The organism is Flavobacterium aquariorum, assembly GCF_003254745.1.
GTDB lineage: Bacteria > Bacteroidota > Bacteroidia > Flavobacteriales > Flavobacteriaceae > Flavobacterium > Flavobacterium aquariorum.
The window spans coordinates 42,749-64,155 of sequence record NZ_QKXH01000014.1 but is presented as its reverse complement, the minus strand read 5'-3'; the positions used below and the strand labels follow the sequence as shown (position 1 = coordinate 64,155).

Below are 21,407 nucleotides of genomic sequence, written 5' to 3'. Positions count from 1 at the left end.
CATCAATCCGTATTTTGATTAATTTTGTTGACTAAATATTCTCTGCCCAAAATCTCTGAGCAGGTAACAACAGCGCCAATAGTTACCCCTAAAACTCCATGCATATTAATGCTCTGACCGGTCAGATAAAGATTATCCAACTTTGTTTTGGAGGGAATAAATGTTTTCATTGGGTTATTGGAATCTTTCTCATAACCATACATATTCCCATTATGCCCTCCAATATAATCCCTGTAAGATAGTGGAGTCGATGTATGTACTGATTTTATGCATTCTTTAATCCCTGGGAACTTGAGTTCTATTTCTTCCAGAAAACGGTCCGTTTTGCGCTTTTTGAAAGCTTCGTAACTTTCTCCCCTCTCCTTTTCATCTGCAATTGTGTTATAGGTATCTTTCCAAGCCTCTACATCTGAAAATTTCATATAAGCGATAAAAGTCATTCCTTCAGCCCATCCATCTTCCTTTTTAGTGGCATTCATTGAAGCCAGAAATGCTTTTGGCCAAGTTTCCTCAGTATAATCCTGAGCAGTCCAAACCACGTCACTATTTTTGAAGTGGTAGTAATTTCGGTTCAAATATTTAAACTTCTTTGGCTTAAAAACAATATACAAACTGAATGCCGAAACTCCTCCCTCTAAACTTGAAACCCTATTGACAAAAGCTTTTCTAAAATTGCCATCCCCTGCCATTTTCAAAGTGGTCTTAGGCTCAATATTAGATATAAAATATTGGGCCGACACAGTTGTATCGTCTTTCAATCTTACATTTGTAACAGCATTCTCCTCAACGATTAACTGAATAACCTCTTTGTATTTAAAAGCAACACCACCGTGTTTCTTCAATTCTTTTATCAACTGCTTTGTTATTTGGCTTCCACCATTGATACATCGCCAAGCACTTTGCATATAAGTATTCACCGTCAATGCATGAACATAAAAAGGCGACTTATCCCCCAGTCCCGCATATAAAAAATTACTTCCCGCAAAAACAGCCCTCAATATTTTATTTTCTGTCAATCCATCGATGAACTCTTTGGCATTTATTGTCAAAATATCGCTGTCATATTTCCCTTCCAATCTTAAATTATAAAGCGGAAATCGATCACAAGTTCTTAGTATTGCCTCACAATATTTTTCAATAGCTTCTCTTTCCTCGGGAAAAAATTGGGTCAGTTGTTTTTTAAAATTATCATATCCTTGTGCATGTGGAAATTCCTGCTCATGATTCTCGAACGAAATCATATCATAGCCATCTTCATCCATTTTCTTGAGATTCAAGCCATCCATAATGCCAATATACTTGAAATATTGATGCAGATTCTGCCCCTCACCCAATCCTCCGATATAATGAATTCCGGTATCAAAAATTGTTTTGTCACGCACAAAGGTCTGCAGATTCCCTCCGTATTGATTGTTTTTTTCCAACACACAAACACTATAGCCTTCTTTGGCCAAAATGACAGCTGAAACGAGTCCGCCTAAACCGCTTCCTATTACAACTACGTCATAGCGTTTTTTCATTTTCATTATACTTTCTTCTTTATTACAATTAAATCTTCAGTATCAAAAACAATTTCAAAATCTAACAACGGAATTTCACCTTTCAATCCAATAGGATTCAATAAAATAATCGTTGTAGCCAAATTACAAATTGTTTCCATATCAACTATTGCATTTTCATCCGAAATCAAAACAACATCATATTTATTTGGAGCAATCGGTTTACTTGTATCTAAATACTGAATCTTCCTTTTCTTTATGATATAATTTGTTTGGGCCACCGCTCTGTTTTCATCCAAAAGGACTATGGATTCAATTTTTCTTTGCGGTTCCTGCAAAACCAGAAGCATATCCAACTGTCCAAAATCATTAGCAAAATGCAATATTCTAGCTTTGGTGCCGATCCATTTATTCAGGCTGTAGTATAAGTCCGCATGTTGCTGTATATCTTCTTGTACGGCTTTTATAACTTGTGGTTCTTTGAATGCATAACTGTTCATCAGTTTTGCTTTGAAATAATCAGGACCTTCTAAATCCAAACGCATCTTTCTGTATTCCTGCTTGAAGAAAACACTTATTTTTTTTGTCCTCTCAGCTACATTGTTTCCAAAATCAAAATTATCAGGTGAAATTCGGTGCAAAATAGCCGTGGTGGTATTCCCACCATTGAGTATAAAATCCCCTTTTGGGCAAACCTCGGAATAACCATGAATAACAATCGGAACGATGTCTAAATGCAATTGTTCAGCCAAATAAAAAGCACCTTTATGGAAACGCTTTATAGAATTATCTTCAGATCTTGTACCTTCAGGGAAGACCATTATAGAAAATCCTTCTTTCACTTTGGTACGCAAATGATCTACACCATTATCCATCCCGCTGGAAACTGGGTAAAAACCAGCCAAACGAACTCCTTTCCCAAAAACAGGGGAATTATAAACCCAATCGCTAACCAAAAAAATAATTTTGGGGCTCAACAATCCAACAGCCAAAATATCCAAAAAGGAACTATGATTGGCTATAATTACGGCTGGTTTGTCAAATCTTTCATTGGAAGTATTTACGATTTTTCGTCTTATCGAAGGATAGCTCATCAAGACAGAATGCATGAACTTTGATAAAATAAAATGAAACACTTTTAGTTTTGACTTTTTTGAAAAAGGCATGATTTTCATCAAAATCCCACTAACTATTGACAATAAAAATCCTCCTAAACCAAAATACGTAAAAGAAATAACCGAATGCAACAATCGCTTGATTTCATAAGGTGCTTTTCCTTTTTTTACTCGATTGGTAACAAAGAAATGAAATACTAACGGCTGTAAAATAAAAGTTATCATCATTGCCGAAAATATCCCGATAATGGCAATTAAAGCTATTGATTTCAGAGCTGGATGTTTGGCGAAAATAAGCACTCCAATTCCTAAAATTGTGGTTGCAACCGACAATAAAATAGAGGTTCTGTAACTTGGTAATTCTATTTTCCCAAATGTATATTCTTTTTGCAATGCCGATGTCATAAAGATACTGTAGTCCACTCCTATACCAAAAATCAAAGTACAGACAATAATGTTAAACACATTAAATTGCAATCCGAACATTCCCATAAGACCGATAGTAAAAATCCAACTTATGAATATTGGGATAATGCTGATAATGGCCAATTCTATTTTTCTAAAAGCAAATAACAGTACAAAAAATACCGCTATAAAAGAATAATTGACAAGATCTTCAAAACTTGTTTTTAGTGTTCCAAGAAAAGTCTCATTCGTTTGTTGCCTGTCGATAACAACCAAATTGGATTGTTTTTTTATTTGATTCACAAAGGAATCCCTGCGATCTCCTGGTACTTTTACCAAGGTAGAAATGGTGTAAAATCCATCTTTTTGGGCGACAAATTCATCAAGAAAAAAGGATTTTACCTTCAGATATTCTTGAATGGATATTGGGCTAAAGTTTTTATCCAATAACTTATAAAAGCCATTAAAAGTAGTCGCCTTAAAACCATACTGGCTCCCTTCCCTGATTAAGGACTGCGTCAGATTTGATTTCTTTTGGGAACTCCAAAAAATATTCCATTCTGCTATTTTTTGTTTTTGAACCTGTTCAGAAAAAACAATCCCTCCGATAGAACTGAAATTCAAGATTCCTTTGGTGTTTTTATCCTTCTGAAGTGTCTTAAAAAGTTGATTATTATTGGCTACAACTTCATCATAACTTTTGCCGTAAGTCACCAAATAAATGGATTTTGACGAGTCATTATTAGCAATATGCTCCAACTGTTTCTCGGCCATTTTCAACTTGGGAGTCATAAAATTTAAAGCCGAAAGATCATTATTGAAAGTAACCTTAGAATAGGTAAAAAGAGAAACGACCAACAACAATAACATTGATCCAACCAAAAATTTATTTTTATGATAGGAATAAGCACCCAGTTTGTCAATAAGATTAGGCTTTGGAATGAATAATTTTCCATTCGACTTGTACAAGATCGGAATTAAAACCAAAGAAAAAACAGATGTCGAAACCACACTCAAACCCGCAAAAATTCCTAAATCCTGCAAAGCTTCCGATTTGATAAAAAACAGGCACAAAAAGGTGATGGATGTTGTCACACCACAAAGCAACAACGGTTTTGTGATGTCTCTATAGAGTAATTTCACATTTTTATTATTCCTTAAATGTGTTAAAACATATATCGAATAATCTGTGGTTTCACCCAACAAAATAGAACTAATTCCCAAAGAAATAGCCGATATACTCCCTTTACAAAAATATAAAACAGCCAAAGAAAAAAGAGCGCCGAACAAAGAAGGAATAAAAATAATTATTGGTGTTGACAGATTTCTATAGAAAAAAGCCAAAATTATAATCAATGTAACTCCCGCAAAAATAGAAGTATTTTGTACATCGGATTTAATTTGGGTAGCATTGGCAACTGCAACAGGCGTAGCTCCAAAATAGGTCATCTCAACTTTACCTTTAAATTGCTGATTCAGATTGGTTCTGATTTTTTCCAAATTATGGACAAAACTGGTATTCTTATCCGTTTCATTGGCAGGCAATTTTGGAGTCACAAAAAGCAATAAATTCCTCTTGTCTTTGCTTAGTATGAATCCGTTTTGAATTTCAAAATCGTCGCCAACACTCAATTGTTGCAATTTCTTCAAGGCAATAAACGAAATGCCAAGCGGATCCTGAAGAATAAAATCTTTGGAAACCAATCCCGCCGGAGAAATTATCGATTTATAATCCGAGGCAACGCTGTTTGCAATGCTGTCCTTTTGTAATTTATTCTGAATTTGCTCATAATCCTTTTGATCCAAAAAAAGAGGCAAATTGGCATATACAAAATCGAACGTCTCCTGAATATTTTCTTCTTCAATTTTGCCCTGCACTTTTGCCACAAACGGCTTGCAATTCGCTTCCAAACTATCGATAAAGATATCGGCATATTCCGTGAGATTATCGGCTGAACCTTTGTCTTTAGTCGAAATAATAATAGTTATTTTATCGGCAAAATTAACCTGATCCAATACTTTTGAAGTCACGCCCGATTTATCATTGGAGGGAATCAATTGATTTATATTTTCCTCAAACGTTATTTGGGAAGCAAAGAAACCTAAAAACAAAGCTATAGCAATAACTATACCTGCAGAAAGGGATTTTCTCTTTGTCATGAACGAATATAAACCGAATAGATAATTGTGCATGCTGCTACTTTTTGTTTTTTAAATTATCTACCCAAGCGAGAAGCAAATAGCTAGTAAGACCAAATAGAATAGCCATAAAAGTCGCTAAAATAAAACTTCCAACAACATATTGGGCTATATTTTTTTGAATATCGGCAATAGTCATATCCGAATTCAAAATCAAAGATTTATCGCTAGTGACAAAAAAACTACCAATTTTTAGCGAACCATAAATAATAAACGGAATGAAAGGCGGAAAACTGATATTGGAAAAGGCAAAAGCAATCGCTTTATTCAGTTTCAGTAAAACTGCCAAAGACAAAACAAGAATAGTTTGAAATCCCCAAAATGGACAGATTCCGATGAAAACCCCGAGCGCGATTGAAGACGCTTTTCGGGCATTCGAATCACTGCTTTCTAATATATTTTCAAGGAAAAATTTCTTAAGTCCTTTTTTTTTTAGTTTCAGAAAAAAATCTCTCGGTTTAATATAAACTATGGCAATGGTGACCAAAACGGTGTTGAGAATGCTGATTCTCGTAAAATCTTTGAAAGGCCTAAAATGGGAAACCCGCTCTTCCGGATCATACAAAACTTGAACCGGAATGTTTCTGACCGGAATGCCTTTCCAAGCTGACCGAACGATAACTTCAATTTCAAACTCAAATTTATTGGTAAAATAACGTCTCGGTATTTTTCGTAAAGGATACATCCTGAAGCCTGATTGGGTGTCTTCGAGCTTATTTCCGGTTTCAAACCAAAACCAAAAATTAGAAAATTTATTCCCGAAACTGCTTTTTTTAGGCACATTCTCCTGTGTCATATTTCGGCAACCGATTAATAATTCGTCGGAATTCGTTTCCACAGCTTCAATAAAAACGGGAATATCGGAAGCAAAATGCTGTCCATCAGAATCTATCGTAATCGCATAATTATAATTTAGTTCTAATGCTTTTTTGAAACCGTTACGTATCGCCATTCCTTTTCCTCTATTTTTGGAATGATGAATTTGTACCAAATTGGGATACGTTTCCAGAATTTGGGCGGTAGTGTCCGTAGAACCGTCATTGACCACAATAACATTGAAAGTATATTGCAAAACCGAATCTAAAACCCGCTTTAATGTTTTGTGATTATTATACGTGGGTATAATAACACATACTTTATATTGTTCTATGGCTTCAATCACTGGTAAACTTATACTCATTTACTCTATTCTTTAACTATTTAATAGATTGTTTTTCTGTTGCCGTAAAACTTTTTGATTGCAAAATAAAATCACCAATATAAGTTTTCAAAGCTCCAGTTTGTTCCTTATAATGATCCAATAAAAACTTTTTGTCTTCCTTTTTATTAGCTCTATAATTAACAATCTTTGGAACGTTTTCCTGAATACTCAATCTAATCATTCTTATTTCTATAGCGTTGGGTTCATTTGTGATAGCATACTCAATTAAACTGGAACCTTCTTTGAATTTTTTGGATTTATCTGATCCTTTCTTTTCCAGTTTTGAAAGAATTGCCAATGAAGCACCTTTGTAGGCCACCAAAGTTTTATTATCCTCTTTAGTAACCTCATGCAACTTGGCGGCAAACTCTTTGGCATTGCTTTCATTATTGTTGGCCGTAGCATACAATTTTCTTATTTCAGTAATGGAAGGACTACTGAAATAGAATAAAAAAAAGGCTAAAAAAATAGTTTTCATTTCGGTAAAATTAAAAAATTAATACGTTATCAATCTAAACTTTTCTGTAAACACTGCTCAGTTTTAAAGCAATGGTCTCATCAAAATAGCTCACATTTTTAACTTTAACCAAATTATCCTCGGTTGTGGTAACATCCAATTCCAAAAGTAATTCTGGTGTTTGAAATGGATTAATCAATGCCATAAATTTCACATTGGATAATGATTGCATAAACAAAGAACTGCCAGTAATTTGCTCTGTCAACTCTTTTATGATTTGCATCATGCAAACTCCTGGCATTATTGGGTTACCCGGAAAATGCCCTTTAAAAACATCGTGCTTTTCATTGACTAAAATCACCGCCTTATACTTAGAATCGGCAGTGTTTTCCAATGAAGTTATTTTATAAAAATCTTTTAATAACATAGTTCTATTTTACGTCAAAAGTATAAGTTCCACCTATCGAGAATACAACATTGGTGTGATTTTCATCAAAATCCAAAACTGGAATGATTCCTTTTTTAACTCTTCCTTCAATTCCAAAATTAGGCGTTAAATTGAATCCCAAACCCAAAACAAAAGCCATATCAACATTAGTATCCGTATCGAAATTTTTATTGGTGACAAAATCAAGGGTTGGACCAAAATGAACATTCAACCTATCGGCAAAAGTAAATTTATTCAATACTTCAAAAGACAAGTAATCCACATCCAAATCGACATTGTTAGTTGCTGATCTATATTTTGAACCTTGACCGGAATAATCAATTTCGGGCTGTAAAGTATAAAATTTAGATAACTTTATGGCACCATAAAAGCCAATATAAAAATCCGTTTTGGATTCATAGTGAACATTCGGGATACCAGGATTAGGATCATAAGGATCTGCATAATAATTATTCCCTTTTGTAAAATGACTGAAATTAGCTCCTCCTCTAAATCCTGGTTTAAAACTTACCTGAGCTTGTGCTTGGAGTGCTCCAAAAATCATAAAAAATAAAATCAGTATTCCTCTAGTTCTTTTATTCATAGTGGTTAATTTTCTTGTTGGTTAAAATAATTCAGTTCGATTTTTAGTTTTATGTTTTGATGCTGAATAACAATTTTCTCAGCAAAAGTATCTTTTTCCGAAGTATAAAAGAGGTTTATTATTTCTTTTCTTTTAGAAGCATGTACAATTTTACTTAATTTATTTGTTGATTTTGATACAAATAAAAAATTCATTCTGTCTTTATCTAACGCCATATAAACTTTACTCTCGTTATTCTCATACTGTTCACTTATGGCATAATGTTTTCGCAAAAGCAATCTAAAATCGTTAGTCAAAGTGTTAATCACTATTTTTCTGTCCAATTCTTCCTGAATAAAGTTTACTTTGAAATCAGTCTCTGAAATTTCAAAATCCATTAATTTATTTCCAAATTCAGTCGTAAACACTACTCTATGCAAGGTATCATTTATTTTCTTGGCAATAAAAATACCAGTTAGCTCATTACCATAAACTGTAATGTTTGCTTTATAAACATAATCCATTGTGGGATTGGCAAAATAAGGCACTTCCAAAGATGTTTTTTCTAAAGGTGCACTTTTATAATCTTGTACCACTTTATTGGTTGAACAGGATGACAAAACAAGAACCAGAATAATGCTAATTCGTAAAAGAAGTTTCATCGACTTTGCCATTGATTACTTTGTTTTTTAATACAATTCGGGTAAAATCTGCAGATGATTCCAATAATTTGACCTGAACAACTGTAGCATCTACTTTGTCAAATGTCAATTCAATTTGCTTGATGTATTTCTTTAGAGTAGCATCTTTTGGAATAAACTTGGTAATATTTTGATCTTTGTTTTTAAAATAAGAAATAGAAAACTCCTTGTCATCAAATAAATCGCCGCTCACGCTTCCGACAATCAGTTTGTTAATTTTTCCAAATAATTTGCTGTTCCCAATATCTACAGCACTTTTCTTTCCTTCGTCATTAATCAATATTTTTCCGTTTTTAAAAACAATCGAATAGCTGTATGGTTTTTTATACTGCCACAGCAATAAATTAGGTTCTTTGAAAATCATTTTTCCAGAAGTCTCAATGTCCTTTGACAGAAAATCAAGATGTTTGTATTGTACAAAATCAGTGCTTAGTGTTTTTATTTTTTTTGACACTATAGCAACAGATTGTTTAAATGCAACAATGTCATTTTCACTCATTTTTTGCTCTTGAGCCAATGATTTAAATTGAAAAACAACTAAAAACAAGACCAGTATATAATTTTTAATCCTCATAAGCTTTTATATTCAGAAGTTCTTCTAACGGAACAATGGCATAATTATTTGTTTGTAAAAACGATACTAATTGCTCTAACACATTTACCGTTTGAATCGATGTATCGTGCAAAAGTACGATTCCTCCAGGTTTAATCCTTTTAATAATTCTATCCAAAAGAAAATCTTCTTTTTTGACAACTCCATCCAAAGATCTAATATTCCAACCAATCGTCTTGTGCTTCGTAACTGCTAGTGCTCTACGAATTGAAGGATTCGTAACACCATAAGGCGGTCTGAACAGCGTTGTCTTTTTTCCTAAAACAGATTCAATCAAAGCATCCGTTTGCTTAATTTCGGCAATCACTTGATTTTTTTTGTAAAAATCAAAAAAAGGAGAATGACTAAAAGAATGATTCCCAATCGTATGTCCCTCCTCTATTGTTCTCTTTAAAATTTCAGGATGTGTTTCTATATTTTTGCCAATGCAAAAAAAAGTGGCTCTAGCGTTATATTTTCTCAAAACATCCAAAACCAACAACGTCATTTCGTTCGGCCCATCATCGAAGGTAAGAGAAATTTTTTTTTCGGTTTCCAATGGATTACTGCAAAATGTTTTGACATGATAATTGGAAGCAATAAACGTCGATCCCCAAAATATAATCAAAAACCAAAGAAAAGCAACAAGCACGAAATACTTGATTTCTACCACTGCAAAAAAACTTACCAAAGCGAGTAGCATTAGAACCAAAATAAAAAAAGCAGTTACTATTTTATGTTTCAACAGCTCGAAATTAAGGTGAAACTATGGTCAATACCGTTGCGTTGATTGTATAAAAGAATAGTTTTATACGACTGTTTATCCAGCGCATTTAGCTTTACAATATCAGGAATACTTTGAGTTTGGATAATTTTGGATCCAACCCATAACCCAAATGCTGAAGCTGTATCGTACTCCCCACTCAAATGTTTGTAATATACTTGTGGTACGTTTATAAAAGTTGTATTAGACAGATTTTTATAATATAAGTCAGAATCCACATCACCATTATAACCTAGCAAAACAGCATCAATATCGCTAATTTCTAAACTGTTGACAGCAAGAAAAGAAAGGATTTTATTTTCAACTTCAGACACATTCAATTTATTAAGGATTTCTACATCCAAAATTTCTGCAATTGTATTGTTTTTTATTTGGTTTTCTAAAGCAAAAAAAGTGGCTCCTTCACCAAAAACGACTCCTTTTGTAGTTGACCCTAAAATCGAATATGGCCCTTGATTTTCTTTCTTTATAAATCCTGCCAATTTAAACAATGACATGGTATAATCGGCCATTTCATCAATTCCTCCAACCAATATGCTTGAAGCTTCTTCTTCCTCAATCATCATTTTGGCATCAAAAAGTGCCGATTCAAAAGAAACAGAACCATTTACGTACGTTAAATTATACGCTTTGCATTGCAATCCTAATGCAATTTGGCCCCCAACAGTGTTGTGCGTTGACTGAATAAATGAAGTGGGCGTGAGGAATTGTTCATCATTGTCCAATATGGCTTTCAAAAACTTCTCAGAGTCTTCGATGCATCCCATTCCAGTTCCTGTAATTATTGCATCAACTGTTTCCAACTGTGCTTCTTTAAGAGCAAGAGCAGAAGCTACAATTCCGTTTTTTACTCCCTTTGCCATTCTTCTGATAGCTACCGGCGGAATAAAATCTTTGTAAACAGGAGCTTTTAACGATAAGATAGTACTATTTTCGTTTAATTCTGCTTCTTCCAAAAAAACAGTGTCAAACGTTTTTTGAGCTGAAATACAACCTAATCCATTGATATATGTCTTTTTCATACGTTGTTCTTATTCGCTTTTAGAAAATATAAGAGTTGAACAATTTCCTCCAAATCCAAAAGAATTAGAAAGTACGTGTTCTATGTTTTTATGTTTTAGAGTCGTTTGTGGCAAAAGATTAAATTCTTCCATTGGTGTTTTAAAATTCAGATTTGGGAAAACCACATTATTCTGAATTGCCAATACACTGTAAACCGCTTCAATAGCGGCGGCGGCCGCCAAAGTATGCCCCGTAAAAGGTTTGGTTGAACTAAAATCAGGTACTTTACTTTCGCCAAACAATCGAGCTATGGCTCTACCTTCGGACAAATCATTATTGGGAGTAGCCGTACCGTGGACATTGATATAATCGATTTGTTCTGGTTGCAATTTGGCGATTTTAAAAGCTTTTTCCATTGCCAAAAAAGCGCCATCTCCGTTTTCTGAAGAAGCAGTCTGATGAAAAGCATCATTTGCATTTCCATAACCGGAAACTCGTGCCAGTACTTTTTTATTTTCTTTTTTGACCAATTCCTCTGATTCCAAAACCAAATAAGCGGCAGCTTCACCAAGATTCAAACCGTTTCGGTCATTATCAAATGGTTTATTGTAGCCATCAGATAAAATCATAAGTGTTTTGAAACCATTAATGGTAAACTTGGACAAAGCATCTGTTCCGCCCACAATAACACGATCCAATTTACCCGATTTTATCAATCGCGCACCCAACATAATAGCATTTGCCGCAGACGAACAGGCAGTACTAATCGTAGTTACCATGCCTTTCAGTCCTAGTTCACTGGCAATTTTTTCGGTATTATCTCCGGCATTATGACTGCTAATATATTTTACAACTTCGGGATTATCAAAATATTCGTGGTAATAGCGTTCCGTCATATCCATTCCACCAACACTCGTCGCCGAAATTAATCCAGTTCTGTATTCATTAATTGAAGTTATTCCCGCATTTTTTACGGCTTGTTTAGCCGCAATCGTACCGAGCATAGCCGTCCTGGAAAAATTATTATCTTTCCCTAATTGCAACTCTTCAATTAACTCCTGATTGGTTTTCTTTATTTCGCCAACCTTTATTACATCAACATGTACTGTCGCAATATTTTCGATAGTTGTAATTCCAATTTGACTATTCCGTAATGCATTGTAATTTTCCTCAACCGAATTCCCGATTGAAGAAATAATACCCATTCCCGTAATGGCGATGCCTATATTCATTTTAGATTTCTTAGATTTTAGAGTGCAGATTTTAGAATGTGTGAATGTTAAAAAGGCACAATTAATTTTAGATTTTAGAGTGAGTGAATATCATAATTTTAGATTCCAATTAAATTTAAAATCTGCACTCTAAATTCTAAAATTATTACTTAACTCTATTTTCAGCGATATATCCGGCCATAGTTTCTATAGATTTAAAAATAGTTTTCCCTTCCTTTGGATCCACTAATTTAATTCCATAATCTTTATCCAGCATCACAATAAGTTCCAATGCATCAATAGAATCCAGTCCCAATCCATCGCCAAATAAGGCATCATCATCATTTATATCCGCTATTGCTATATCTTCTAAGTTTAAAACTTCAATGATTTTACTTTTTAATTCTTGCTTTAATGCTTCCATAATTATTGTTTGTATAGTTTTTTTAATATTTCTTGATTGTGTTCTATTTCGCCTTCCTTATCCACTAAATACAGAAAAGCTTTGTAATTCTCATTATAATATTCAACCCATCCACATAATACTTTATCCGCCTTTAGGGTTTCCAAAAGTATATTGCTGTATTTCTCCATAAATTCAGGGTTGTAATCCGCAAATATAAAGAAAGAATTTTCGCTTTTCAGTTGATGTTTGATACTTATTTCGCCCAAACATATATTAGGCAGCGTATAAACAAAAACGGCTGGACTTGGATAATAATTTTCTGCATCAGAAATTGAATTTTGATATTTCACATCGGTATCCAAACTCGATGACTTGTTTGCAAATACTAATGCCGTATTATTTTCTTTTGAAAAATTGCTTTCTGATTTCAAAAGAAATTCCGCTCCCAAAAAAGCTAATTTACTCAAATTATCCATTTTGAAAAACTTAGGATAATTCATTTCCAAATGCTGATACGTTTTCTTTGAAAAATCAGAAAATGCGGTTGGTTCCGTGCTAAAAACGACTTCACCATTCATTAAAATTTGATTATTCTGAATCGTACAAAAGGATTGTATATAGGTTTTCTTTGCTGTCATTAGTTAACTTTTTCGAATACAACCGCCGTATTACAGCCGCCAAAACCCGATGCTGTCTTTAGGAAATAATGAATATTCCTGTTTTCATTTTTTTCAATAACATTAATCGGCTGACTCACTCCAATGGTATCAAAACCCAGTGAAACAAATAATTTATTTTCCAGCGCCGATTGAATTCCAATAACGGTTTCCAACAATCCCGAAGCCCCTAATGTATGTCCATAAAATCCTTTAAGACTATTCATTGGAACATTTTCAAGACCTAATCTATTCAATGCTATGGCTTCCATTTCGTCATTAAAAGGGGTTGCCGTACCGTGAGCCGAAATATAATCAATTTGATTGCTTTTTATTCTGGCTTCCGCCAAAGCACTTTGAATGCTTCTATAAAGTCCTTCACCGGTTCTTGACGGTCCTGAAATATGATTTGCATCATTGATGGAACCATCCCCACGAACTTTTATTTTTGCATTTTCTTTATTCGAAGAAACTAAAACTGCAGCTGCAGCTTCTCCTAAAGTTACTCCGGTTCGATTTATTGAATATGGTTTACATGGTAAATCACTCATCGCTTGAAAAGAATTGAAGCCCGACAAAACAAACTTCGAAACTTCGTCCCCTGCCACGATGAATATGTTGTCATACATCTCAGCCTGAATTAACCTTTTGGCAACAGAAACCGCTAATATTCCAGAAACACAAGCATTTGAGATCACTATAGGTTCCGTTTTAAATTCAAAAAAATTAGCAATAATTTTAGCTAATTGATCCAAATAAGCAGGCTCTATATTGTGATTTTCTAATGCGGTAACATTTCCTTTAGTGGTAGAAAGTATAAATGCAGTTCGCTCATTTAAAATAACTTTAGACTTTTTGATGATTGGTTCCAAAGCCAAAATCATCATTTTTTCCAACCTTGAATAGTTCGTGGCCGAAGTCACTTTGGCAAAAGCCAAATCCAAGTCGACATCATTAATTATAGAAGCATAAAAAGGCACACTAAACAACATTGGTTTATCGTGCAATTGAATCCCAGAAACTTCTTCACCAATATTTTTTATATTGGAAGCCACATCAAACCCAATGGGTGTAATGCAATTCGTTTCGGTTATATATACTTCTTTTATCATTCTTTAATCAAACCAACTTTTCGCTTCCATTCTTCAAAAAACGGAGGATTCGTCAACATTAATTCACCTTGGCTATCCAAAAAAACTTGAACGGTTTCTCCGGTACAGGCAATTTCATCTTTGGTATCAAATATTCTGTATCTAAAAATCATTTTGGCTGCTGGCGTATCAACAATAGTAGTTTCTATGCGAATTACATCGCCATAACGCAACGATAATTTATGTTCACAAGACGATTTCACAATGGGAGTAGTATAACCGCTATCAGCAATATCCAAATAAGAAATTCCATGATGACGGCCAAAAGCTTCTCTTCCATCTTCAAAATAGGTAATATAATAGCCGTGCCACACTATTCCAAGCGGGTCAGTTTCATTGAACCGCACTCGAATCTCTTCTGAAACGGTCAAATCGGTCGCCTCTTTATACAGCTCTTTTCTTCTTATCATACAGCAATGCTAGTGTTGTGGTAACTACGAAAAATAACAATAATAAAAATAATTCTGGAACCAAGTCCCAAAATGTTCCATTACGCAAAAGTACATCATAAAATGCTTCCAGTCCCCAGTTCATAGGTGAGGATTGCGCAACGATTTGCATTATCTTGGGCATTGCAAAAACAGGAACCCAAACGCCCCCTATTGCCGCCAAAATAATAACCGCAGTAGCACCAAAAGGAGCTGACTGCTCTTGTGTTTTGGCAATGGTTCCCAATAAAATACCAAAGCCTATTGCCGCTAAACCTGAAAACAAAGCAACAATACTCATCAAAATAAGATGCCCTTCTACATTAAGCGACGGTAACCCTAAATGTGGAAACAAAAATATGGCAACAGCAACCATCATGTAAAACTGAATCAAGCAAATAATTAAATACATAAGTGTTTTGCCTGCCAAAACTATTTTATTGGATACAGGATTGGTACGCAATCGAATAAAAGTACCTTGTGTTTTTTCCTTCACCATATTGATTGACAAAGGAATTACAATGAAAAATATTGCGAAAAGTGTCCATGCTGGAACATTATGCTGCACCGAGTTTGGAGTAATATCTTTGTTGTTGATTTTAGGAACAATTTCTTTGAACGTAATAAAACTTTTTTGCTCAAATTTAGCGTCATCCTCCCCTAATTGCTCTTGAAAAGTAGTATAGATTGATTTGGTTTCTATTTGAGAAATCATTTTGTCAATCCCATTCATCACACTGCTTTTAAAACTCAATTGTACAGCAGGGTCAAAATAGAGCTTAACTTCTTTTTGACTAACCAATTTAGCATTTGATTTTGTTGCCAAAGAATCAGCGAAGCCCAGACTACTAACAATCTTTTGTACATTTTGGTCAATCTTAGCTTGTAAATCGGTACTTAAATGAGACGGAATAATAATAGCCAACTGATATTTCCCTTTGAAAACGGCCTCTTTGGCTACAGCCTCCGTAATTGGTGTATTGTCTATAGTGGTAACAACACTAAAAACGTTGCTCTTATTTAAATTATCAAAAATCGTTTTTGAAACATTGCCTTTGTCATAATCCACCAAAAGAATTGGAATTTTGACATCATTTCCTTTTTTATAAGTACTGTCTTGAATGAGCGTAACCGTTATAATTAATACCAGCGGCATTAAAAATAGCGTCACTACGCCTCCCATATCTCGTTTCAGCAACAAGAATTCTTTATAAACAGACATCCAAAGTTTATATAACATCTCTCAATTCTTTTCCGGTTAATGAAATAAAAACATCTTCCAGATTTCTGGCATTTGCAGTAGTGGAAATTAAATCCTTTGGTGTTCCTTCGGCATGTATGATTCCCCCATCGATGATAGCTATGTTAGTACAAAAATCCTGCGCCTCCGACAAATGATGTGAAGTATAAATAATGGTAGTCCCTGTCTTGTTAAGTTCCTTAAGATAACTAATAATAACATTTTTTGAATGCACATCAACACCTACGGTTGGCTCATCAAGAAAAAGTATTTTGGGATTGTGCAATATTCCGGCAATCAAATTGACACGGCGTTTCATACCTCCCGAAAAAGTCTCGATACGCTTATCCGCAAATTTCAACAATCCCAAAAAATCAAGGCTATCAATAACTTTTTCTTTAAGATCATTACCTTTTAAACCGTACATACTTCCAAAATACAGTAAATTTTCTCTAGCAGTTAAAGTCGGATACAAAGCGTATTCCTGCGGCACTACACCAATTATTTTTTTGATTTCATTTGCGTTTTTAGCATAAACCAAATTATCAATTGTAAAAGAACCCGAAGTAGGTTTTATCAATCCGCAAAGTATCGAAATCAAAGTGGTTTTCCCAGCACCGTTAGGGCCTAATAAACCAAAGATTTGTCCTTCTTTTATATCCAAAGAAAAATCATCCAAAGAATACACTTCGGCATCTTTGTATATTTTAGATAGATTTGATATTTGGATAATGGTTTTCAAAATAGTAGCATTTTTTTTTAGCTAATTGCTTTTTTTAACTTCTTAAAAAACACTTCTTCTCTATCGGCAATAACCAAAAGATCGTCTGAAAGGGTATTGTATACATCCACTTTGGTACTTCTGTTTTTATAAACACGAGAAGCTTCTACCGCAAAGTCTCTCCATAAATCACCAATAGTCGTCATTTCCAATGATAGCTTTTGCAATTCATCATTCTCTAATATAACCGCAGCTTCTTGTAAAAATGCAGCATATATAAATCGGAAACCACCGCCGCCTGTTCCTATTTCTTCCTGCATTCTAACTATTTGAGCCAAATAATGATTGGCTTTCTTAGTTCCCTCTTTTACGGGCCATTTTTTAATTAGCTTGGCTACATATCGAATACCTCGTACACCAATTATTGGCATTGGAGCCAACATATCCCGACAGGTATTTTTTATTCCTTTGATAATCGCTCCTTTCAAATCTACATTGGCAGGAACCTGAATTGGATAATACATTTGACCTCTTGGAGCAAAAGCACCTTTGGCAAAACGAACTTTATTTAGCTCGGCATGAGTCAGTGTCGTTACGTTTTCCATAACGGGATCACTAATTAAATAATCTGTTTCCGTTTTTCCATAAACCACCAAATTATGGGCATTGAAGTGAAAACGATACTCATCTGGAAAATACGTTAAGTTGTATACTCCTACTTGTAATCCGGAGGGAATATTATTTTTTAAGTTTTCGTCCAATGCTTTAATGGCATTAGCTTCACTGGAAAATTTTTGTCTTTTTATTTTTAACCCTAAACGTTTGGCCAACTTATTAAAAATAGAACCTGGCATGGGTCTATAACTAATCGCAGGCGCATAATTCACTTTCAGAAAAGGCAAATAAACAAAGAAAAGCCCTGAACCAATTCCGAAAACCATTGGTTCACTAATATTCAATCCGTTATGTTTTAACAAATTGGAAGCAACTCCATTCTCACAATGAGCCGATTGATGATGTGCAAAATTTGTTTCCATTAATTTGTTTTAAAATTTTTCAACTCTTCGATAGTAATATTGAATGATTCCGCATATTTTTCCAAAATGGAATCGCTTAATCTTGCAAAAACTCTAGGTTTGAAGTGTCTTTTAACTCGCCATTGCCACATTCCTACATAACTGGAAAGCACTCCAATATCCATTCTGCAAAACTCCATATAATAACAAATGGGACTCACCTCGTTATTCTCTACTTGCGCTTTTGCAATAGCAATTCGTTCGCTAATTTCTTCAATAGAATTCGATAGTGCAATAGTTTTAGGCTCCCAACCAGTGCTCAAAGCAGTTGTATAATTGCCTTTTTCATCTGTGGCATAAACCAACTCTTTCATATTTTTATTAGAAAGATTGCCTTTATCTTGAGGAACTTCGTCTTTTTTCATACTATTACTATGATTTATTTTCTTGAATAAATAATGTAATCTCACCTTCCAAGAGCAATTCATCGGCTCTAAAAGTTTGACATTTCATGGTACACAAACTATAGGATTCAGTAATAAATTTGGAGACTAACAAAGCTTTTGTATAAATAACTTCACCAATTTGTGGCAAGGCATGAATTTTCAATGTTTTGATACCGCTAATAAAACCAACGACATTCACATCCTCCTTATCATTATAATTTTCATCGATAAAATAATCTTTGGCCACTACAGATGAGCAAGTTTGAGCCATATTTTCAACTAAACCTGATTCTGTAAAAAAACCATTTTCCAGAAATATATTGTCTATTTTGATTTCAAAAAAGGTTTCCACATGTTCGTCATCCATTTCCAAAATCAAATCCACCATCAGCATCGGAGCGCGATGTGGCAGATACTTTTTTATATCAACTGGATTTGAAGTTTCTTTTTTACTCACGGTGTTCTAAGTTATTTAGCCAAAACAGTCTTCATTTGACCTTTTGCTATTTCAACATCGTTCAATTTGGTCACAACATCAACCAAAGTAATTCCTCCAAATTCCTGTAATATCGAAACTGTTGTTCTTATTTCGTCATGAAGTTTGGGCAAATTGTGTATTTTAATATCTTTTACGGAACCAATATAACCCGTAGGAGCTTGTTCATTTCTTAAATAAAATTGATATCCGGTATGTAATGCCACTGATTGCGCCATGTGTTCTATTATTCCTGACTCAAGAAAATAATTATTTTCCAAGAAAATAGCATCACTTTGTATTGTAAATCCCGAAACCAATTCCGTTTCTGAATACGAATACAATTTATCAACCATTACAAATGGGAATCTTTGGGGAATTAAAGTTTCGACAAAATCTTTACCTCCTAATGGATTATTTTCAAGCACTGCCATTAACAGACCGTTAAATAAGCATAGGCATAAGAAAAACGACCACTCTCAGGAACAGATAAAAGTATTTTATTCCCTTTTTTCAATTTTCCGGAACCCATTAATTCTTCTAAAGCCAAATAAATTGAAGCGGCACCTACATTCCCTACATAAGCCAAATTCATAAACCATTTTTCCATCGGTATCACCATACCTCTTTCTGCCAATGCCTTACTCAATCCATCCACAAAATAATGAGAAGAAACGTGAGGCAAGAAGAAATCAATTTCGTCTGCCGATATATTATTTTTGGACAAAGCGTCGCCCATACTCTGAGAACCTTTAACCAAAATAAATTCGTCCAATAATTTAACATCCTGTTTGAAAGCAAACAAAGATTCATTCAGCCATTGGTCTGGATTGTAATCGTTCCAAGGTTTTATTTCACCGTTTTCCATTTTATCTCCACCAGCATACATACAAGTTTCCAGTTCGTATGCGTACGAGAAAGCTTCCATCCATTCAATTTTTAAAGAGATTGGGCCGTTTGGTTTATTTTCTAATAAAAAAGCTCCAGCACCATCAGACAACATCCAACGCAAAAAATCTTTTTTGAAAGCCAGAATCGGCTGCTCTTCAAGATTCTTTAAATTAACAACTTCATTTTCAAATTTATTAGCCAACATCCAAGTGGATAATTTTTCGGAGCCTGTACAAACTGCATTTTTAGTATTACCTGATTTTATAGAAAGATAACCAAATTTCAAGGCATTCATACCCGCACAACAAACGCCCGATGAAGAATTTAATTCTAACGATTTATTCTTCAATAATCCATGTACCATTGATGTATGGGAAGGCACCAAAACATCTGGAGTAGTTGTTCCGCAAGACAATAATTCCATATCTTGAGCCGTGAAATTTTCATCAAATAATCCTTGAATGGCATTATTTGTCAATTCAGCATTATTATGAGTGCTTTTCCCGTTTTTGTCCAAAGCGTAATACCTACTAACAATCTTATTATTTCTTAAAATCAGTCTTCTGGCTTTGGATGCGGTTTCATTTATTAAACCCAAATAATCTTCCATTTCGTCATTAGAAACAGCTTCATTTGGCAAACATTTGGCCGCTTTTGTAATATATACATCAAACATAATAATCTAATTTACTCCTTTATAATATTCTAATTCTTTCCTTATTTTTTTAATCTTTAACGGATAAGTAAGAACGTGCAAGATATAAACTATTGGTGAGATTAACCAAATAGCCAATAACAAATAAACTTTAAAAACTTTAAGCCAAGACTTTCTGGATTCTCCTTTACCAATAATCAAATTTGACCATTTTGTAAAAATCTTATTGGCCGTTCTATCAACAGTGACTAAATACGAACTAACCCTAACCGCATCAATATCAACCAATTTAGATTGCAAATTATCTAAATTATTATCTCTCAAACTGGAAAAAATTACTTCCCCAAATTTTGTGGATTCATTAATATCCTTCTCTGAAACACCAGGCAAAGGAAAAATTCCAAGATATTTTTTTTTCACTCCCGAAAACATCCATTCTACAATTGTAATAACACTTATTAAATTTCCTACTCGATCAACTAAAGCGATATTTCCTTTTAACAATGCATTATTTTGTTTCAATAACACTTTTACTTTTTCTTGTGCCATCACCCACATATTCCTGGAACCAGTTATGGTTACTACTGGAGTATTATTCAATAACACTTTCGCTTCAGGACTTTTCAAAAAAGAATTTACGGGAATTGAAGGGGTTAAATACCAAACTTGGTAGTTCAAAAGAATCAAATCGAATTTGGTATTCATTATTTCTTCTGAAACAGGCTTCAATGCTGTTGGAATCTGCAAAAAGGATTCTGGAAAAGCTCCGAAAAATGCCTCATTGTTCCAAGGAAACGGAAACGGTTTCTCTAACTGAATCTCATGAAATAAAACATTTATACTATCTGAATTCAAAAGTGGTTTTGCAATATTTCTCGCAATGGACTCTAATTGTCCCGATTGAGAATAGTAGATTACAAGGACGTTTTTCATTGGGGTTGTTTTTTTACAAAAGCGAATTTAACTTAAATTTATAATTTATGCTAATGGTGGTTTATTTGTTTAAAACGAAATATAGTCTTGTAACCAAACAGGCTATTCTAAACAAAAATCAAACCTTTAATAATAAGAATGTTAGGTCCGTAATTTCAAAAATAAAAAAAACGCCTGAAATTCATTTTTCTTAGTCTATTCGCTGTTAAAGAG

General features: G+C 34.0%; 23 protein-coding genes. All 23 read right to left on the bottom strand.

Features of this window, described 5'->3' with window-relative positions; translation table 11 throughout:
* Positions 1-2: 2 nt before the first annotated feature.
* Positions 3-1,520, bottom strand: coding sequence for a phytoene desaturase family protein (locus tag DOS84_RS18015; protein WP_111411531.1), 1,518 nt, complete (start codon positions 1,518-1,520; stop codon positions 3-5).
* A 5-nt stretch (positions 1,521-1,525) separates the two neighbouring features.
* Positions 1,526-5,179: an MMPL family transporter gene (locus DOS84_RS18010; protein ID WP_243636403.1), complete on the bottom strand. Its 3,654-nt coding sequence runs from the start codon at positions 5,177-5,179 to the stop codon at positions 1,526-1,528.
* Between the two features lie 37 nt (positions 5,180-5,216).
* Positions 5,217-6,398, bottom strand: coding sequence for a DUF2062 domain-containing protein (locus tag DOS84_RS18005; protein WP_111411489.1), 1,182 nt, complete (start codon positions 6,396-6,398; stop codon positions 5,217-5,219).
* 16 nt (positions 6,399-6,414) lie between these two features.
* Positions 6,415-6,897, bottom strand: a complete 483-nt coding sequence (locus DOS84_RS18000; RefSeq protein ID WP_111411488.1) for a hypothetical protein — start codon at positions 6,895-6,897, stop codon at positions 6,415-6,417.
* 34 nt (positions 6,898-6,931) lie between these two features.
* A complete protein-coding gene (locus DOS84_RS17995; protein ID WP_111411487.1) occupies positions 6,932-7,303 on the bottom strand; it encodes an ApeI family dehydratase in 372 nt (123 codons plus the stop codon).
* A 4-nt stretch (positions 7,304-7,307) separates the two neighbouring features.
* Entirely contained in the window at positions 7,308-7,907 is a 600-nt protein-coding gene (locus DOS84_RS17990) for an outer membrane beta-barrel protein (protein ID WP_243636402.1), read from the bottom strand.
* Between the two features lie 5 nt (positions 7,908-7,912).
* On the bottom strand, positions 7,913-8,548 hold the full coding sequence (gene lolB2 / locus DOS84_RS17985) for a flexirubin biosynthesis protein LolB2 (RefSeq protein WP_243636401.1): 636 nt from the start codon (positions 8,546-8,548) through the stop codon (positions 7,913-7,915).
* Positions 8,526-9,161 carry a flexirubin biosynthesis/transport protein LolA2 gene (lolA2, locus tag DOS84_RS17980; protein ID WP_111411485.1) on the bottom strand — a complete coding sequence of 212 codons (636 nt, stop codon included), beginning with the start codon at positions 9,159-9,161 and terminating at the stop codon, positions 8,526-8,528. Before lolA2 ends, lolB2 begins: the two co-directional genes overlap by 23 nt.
* Positions 9,151-9,924 (bottom strand): polysaccharide deacetylase family protein, encoded by a 774-nt coding sequence (locus tag DOS84_RS17975; protein WP_243636400.1) that lies wholly within the window; start codon positions 9,922-9,924, stop codon positions 9,151-9,153. The genes lolA2 and DOS84_RS17975 overlap by 11 nt, the downstream gene beginning before the upstream one ends.
* Complete coding sequence (locus tag DOS84_RS17970; protein ID WP_111411483.1) at positions 9,921-10,985, bottom strand: beta-ketoacyl synthase chain length factor; 1,065 nt, start codon at positions 10,983-10,985, stop codon at positions 9,921-9,923. Before DOS84_RS17970 ends, DOS84_RS17975 begins: the two co-directional genes overlap by 4 nt.
* A 9-nt stretch (positions 10,986-10,994) precedes the next feature.
* On the bottom strand, positions 10,995-12,197 hold the full coding sequence (locus DOS84_RS17965) for a beta-ketoacyl-[acyl-carrier-protein] synthase family protein (protein ID WP_111411482.1): 1,203 nt from the start codon (positions 12,195-12,197) through the stop codon (positions 10,995-10,997).
* A 145-nt stretch (positions 12,198-12,342) separates the two neighbouring features.
* Entirely contained in the window at positions 12,343-12,600 is a 258-nt protein-coding gene (locus tag DOS84_RS17960; protein WP_111411481.1) for a phosphopantetheine-binding protein, read from the bottom strand.
* A gap of 2 nt (positions 12,601-12,602) precedes the next feature.
* Positions 12,603-13,220, bottom strand: a complete 618-nt coding sequence (locus tag DOS84_RS17955; RefSeq protein ID WP_111411480.1) for a 3-oxoacyl-ACP synthase — start codon at positions 13,218-13,220, stop codon at positions 12,603-12,605.
* Positions 13,220-14,350, bottom strand: coding sequence for a beta-ketoacyl-[acyl-carrier-protein] synthase family protein (locus DOS84_RS17950; protein WP_111411479.1), 1,131 nt, complete (start codon positions 14,348-14,350; stop codon positions 13,220-13,222). Before DOS84_RS17950 ends, DOS84_RS17955 begins: the two co-directional genes overlap by 1 nt.
* Positions 14,347-14,799, bottom strand: coding sequence for an acyl-CoA thioesterase (locus DOS84_RS17945; protein WP_111411478.1), 453 nt, complete (start codon positions 14,797-14,799; stop codon positions 14,347-14,349). The genes DOS84_RS17950 and DOS84_RS17945 overlap by 4 nt, the downstream gene beginning before the upstream one ends.
* Positions 14,774-16,057 carry an ABC transporter permease gene (locus tag DOS84_RS17940; protein ID WP_165830467.1) on the bottom strand — a complete coding sequence of 428 codons (1,284 nt, stop codon included), beginning with the start codon at positions 16,055-16,057 and terminating at the stop codon, positions 14,774-14,776. Before DOS84_RS17940 ends, DOS84_RS17945 begins: the two co-directional genes overlap by 26 nt.
* A complete protein-coding gene (locus tag DOS84_RS17935) occupies positions 16,047-16,799 on the bottom strand; it encodes an ABC transporter ATP-binding protein (protein WP_111411477.1) in 753 nt (250 codons plus the stop codon). The genes DOS84_RS17940 and DOS84_RS17935 overlap by 11 nt, the downstream gene beginning before the upstream one ends.
* A gap of 17 nt (positions 16,800-16,816) precedes the next feature.
* Positions 16,817-17,815 (bottom strand): BtrH-related acyltransferase DarH, encoded by a 999-nt coding sequence (darH, locus tag DOS84_RS17930; RefSeq protein WP_111411476.1) that lies wholly within the window; start codon positions 17,813-17,815, stop codon positions 16,817-16,819.
* A complete protein-coding gene (gene DarG, locus DOS84_RS17925) occupies positions 17,815-18,219 on the bottom strand; it encodes a flexirubin biosynthesis protein DarG (RefSeq protein WP_111411475.1) in 405 nt (134 codons plus the stop codon). Before DarG ends, darH begins: the two co-directional genes overlap by 1 nt.
* A gap of 7 nt (positions 18,220-18,226) precedes the next feature.
* Positions 18,227-18,697 (bottom strand): hotdog family protein, encoded by a 471-nt coding sequence (locus tag DOS84_RS17920; protein ID WP_341537938.1) that lies wholly within the window; start codon positions 18,695-18,697, stop codon positions 18,227-18,229.
* An 11-nt stretch (positions 18,698-18,708) separates the two neighbouring features.
* On the bottom strand, positions 18,709-19,149 hold the full coding sequence (locus DOS84_RS17915) for a hotdog family protein (RefSeq protein WP_111411474.1): 441 nt from the start codon (positions 19,147-19,149) through the stop codon (positions 18,709-18,711).
* Positions 19,149-20,282, bottom strand: coding sequence for a dialkylresorcinol biosynthesis protein DarB (darB, locus tag DOS84_RS17910; RefSeq protein WP_111411473.1), 1,134 nt, complete (start codon positions 20,280-20,282; stop codon positions 19,149-19,151). Before darB ends, DOS84_RS17915 begins: the two co-directional genes overlap by 1 nt.
* A gap of 6 nt (positions 20,283-20,288) precedes the next feature.
* Positions 20,289-21,194: an NADPH-dependent FMN reductase family protein gene (locus DOS84_RS17905; RefSeq protein ID WP_111411472.1), complete on the bottom strand. Its 906-nt coding sequence runs from the start codon at positions 21,192-21,194 to the stop codon at positions 20,289-20,291.
* Positions 21,195-21,407 lie beyond the last annotated feature (213 nt).

Bases quoted from the DNA above. Each gene is read 5' to 3' on its own strand.
- DOS84_RS18015 (WP_111411531.1), bottom strand. From the start codon at position 1,520: ATGAAAAAACGCTATGACGTAGTTGTAATAGGAAGCGGTTTAGGCGGA.
- DOS84_RS18010 (WP_243636403.1), bottom strand. From the start codon at position 5,179: ATGACAAAGAGAAAATCCCTTTCTGCAGGTATAGTTATTGCTATAGCT.
- DOS84_RS18005 (WP_111411489.1), bottom strand. From the start codon at position 6,398: ATGAGTATAAGTTTACCAGTGATTGAAGCCATAGAACAATATAAAGTA.
- DOS84_RS18000 (WP_111411488.1), bottom strand. From the start codon at position 6,897: ATGAAAACTATTTTTTTAGCCTTTTTTTTATTCTATTTCAGTAGTCCT.
- DOS84_RS17995 (WP_111411487.1), bottom strand. From the start codon at position 7,303: ATGTTATTAAAAGATTTTTATAAAATAACTTCATTGGAAAACACTGCC.
- DOS84_RS17990 (WP_243636402.1), bottom strand. From the start codon at position 7,907: ATGAATAAAAGAACTAGAGGAATACTGATTTTATTTTTTATGATTTTT.
- lolB2 (WP_243636401.1), bottom strand. From the start codon at position 8,548: ATGAAACTTCTTTTACGAATTAGCATTATTCTGGTTCTTGTTTTGTCA.
- lolA2 (WP_111411485.1), bottom strand. From the start codon at position 9,161: ATGAGGATTAAAAATTATATACTGGTCTTGTTTTTAGTTGTTTTTCAA.
- DOS84_RS17970 (WP_111411483.1), bottom strand. From the start codon at position 10,985: ATGAAAAAGACATATATCAATGGATTAGGTTGTATTTCAGCTCAAAAA.
- DOS84_RS17965 (WP_111411482.1), bottom strand. From the start codon at position 12,197: ATGAATATAGGCATCGCCATTACGGGAATGGGTATTATTTCTTCAATC.
- DOS84_RS17960 (WP_111411481.1), bottom strand. From the start codon at position 12,600: ATGGAAGCATTAAAGCAAGAATTAAAAAGTAAAATCATTGAAGTTTTA.
- DOS84_RS17955 (WP_111411480.1), bottom strand. From the start codon at position 13,220: ATGACAGCAAAGAAAACCTATATACAATCCTTTTGTACGATTCAGAAT.
- DOS84_RS17950 (WP_111411479.1), bottom strand. From the start codon at position 14,350: ATGATAAAAGAAGTATATATAACCGAAACGAATTGCATTACACCCATT.
- DOS84_RS17945 (WP_111411478.1), bottom strand. From the start codon at position 14,799: ATGATAAGAAGAAAAGAGCTGTATAAAGAGGCGACCGATTTGACCGTT.
- DOS84_RS17940 (WP_165830467.1), bottom strand. From the start codon at position 16,057: ATGTTATATAAACTTTGGATGTCTGTTTATAAAGAATTCTTGTTGCTG.
- darH (WP_111411476.1), bottom strand. From the start codon at position 17,815: ATGGAAACAAATTTTGCACATCATCAATCGGCTCATTGTGAGAATGGA.
- DarG (WP_111411475.1), bottom strand. From the start codon at position 18,219: ATGAAAAAAGACGAAGTTCCTCAAGATAAAGGCAATCTTTCTAATAAA.
- DOS84_RS17915 (WP_111411474.1), bottom strand. From the start codon at position 19,149: ATGGCAGTGCTTGAAAATAATCCATTAGGAGGTAAAGATTTTGTCGAA.
- darB (WP_111411473.1), bottom strand. From the start codon at position 20,282: ATGTTTGATGTATATATTACAAAAGCGGCCAAATGTTTGCCAAATGAA.
- DOS84_RS17905 (WP_111411472.1), bottom strand. From the start codon at position 21,194: ATGAAAAACGTCCTTGTAATCTACTATTCTCAATCGGGACAATTAGAG.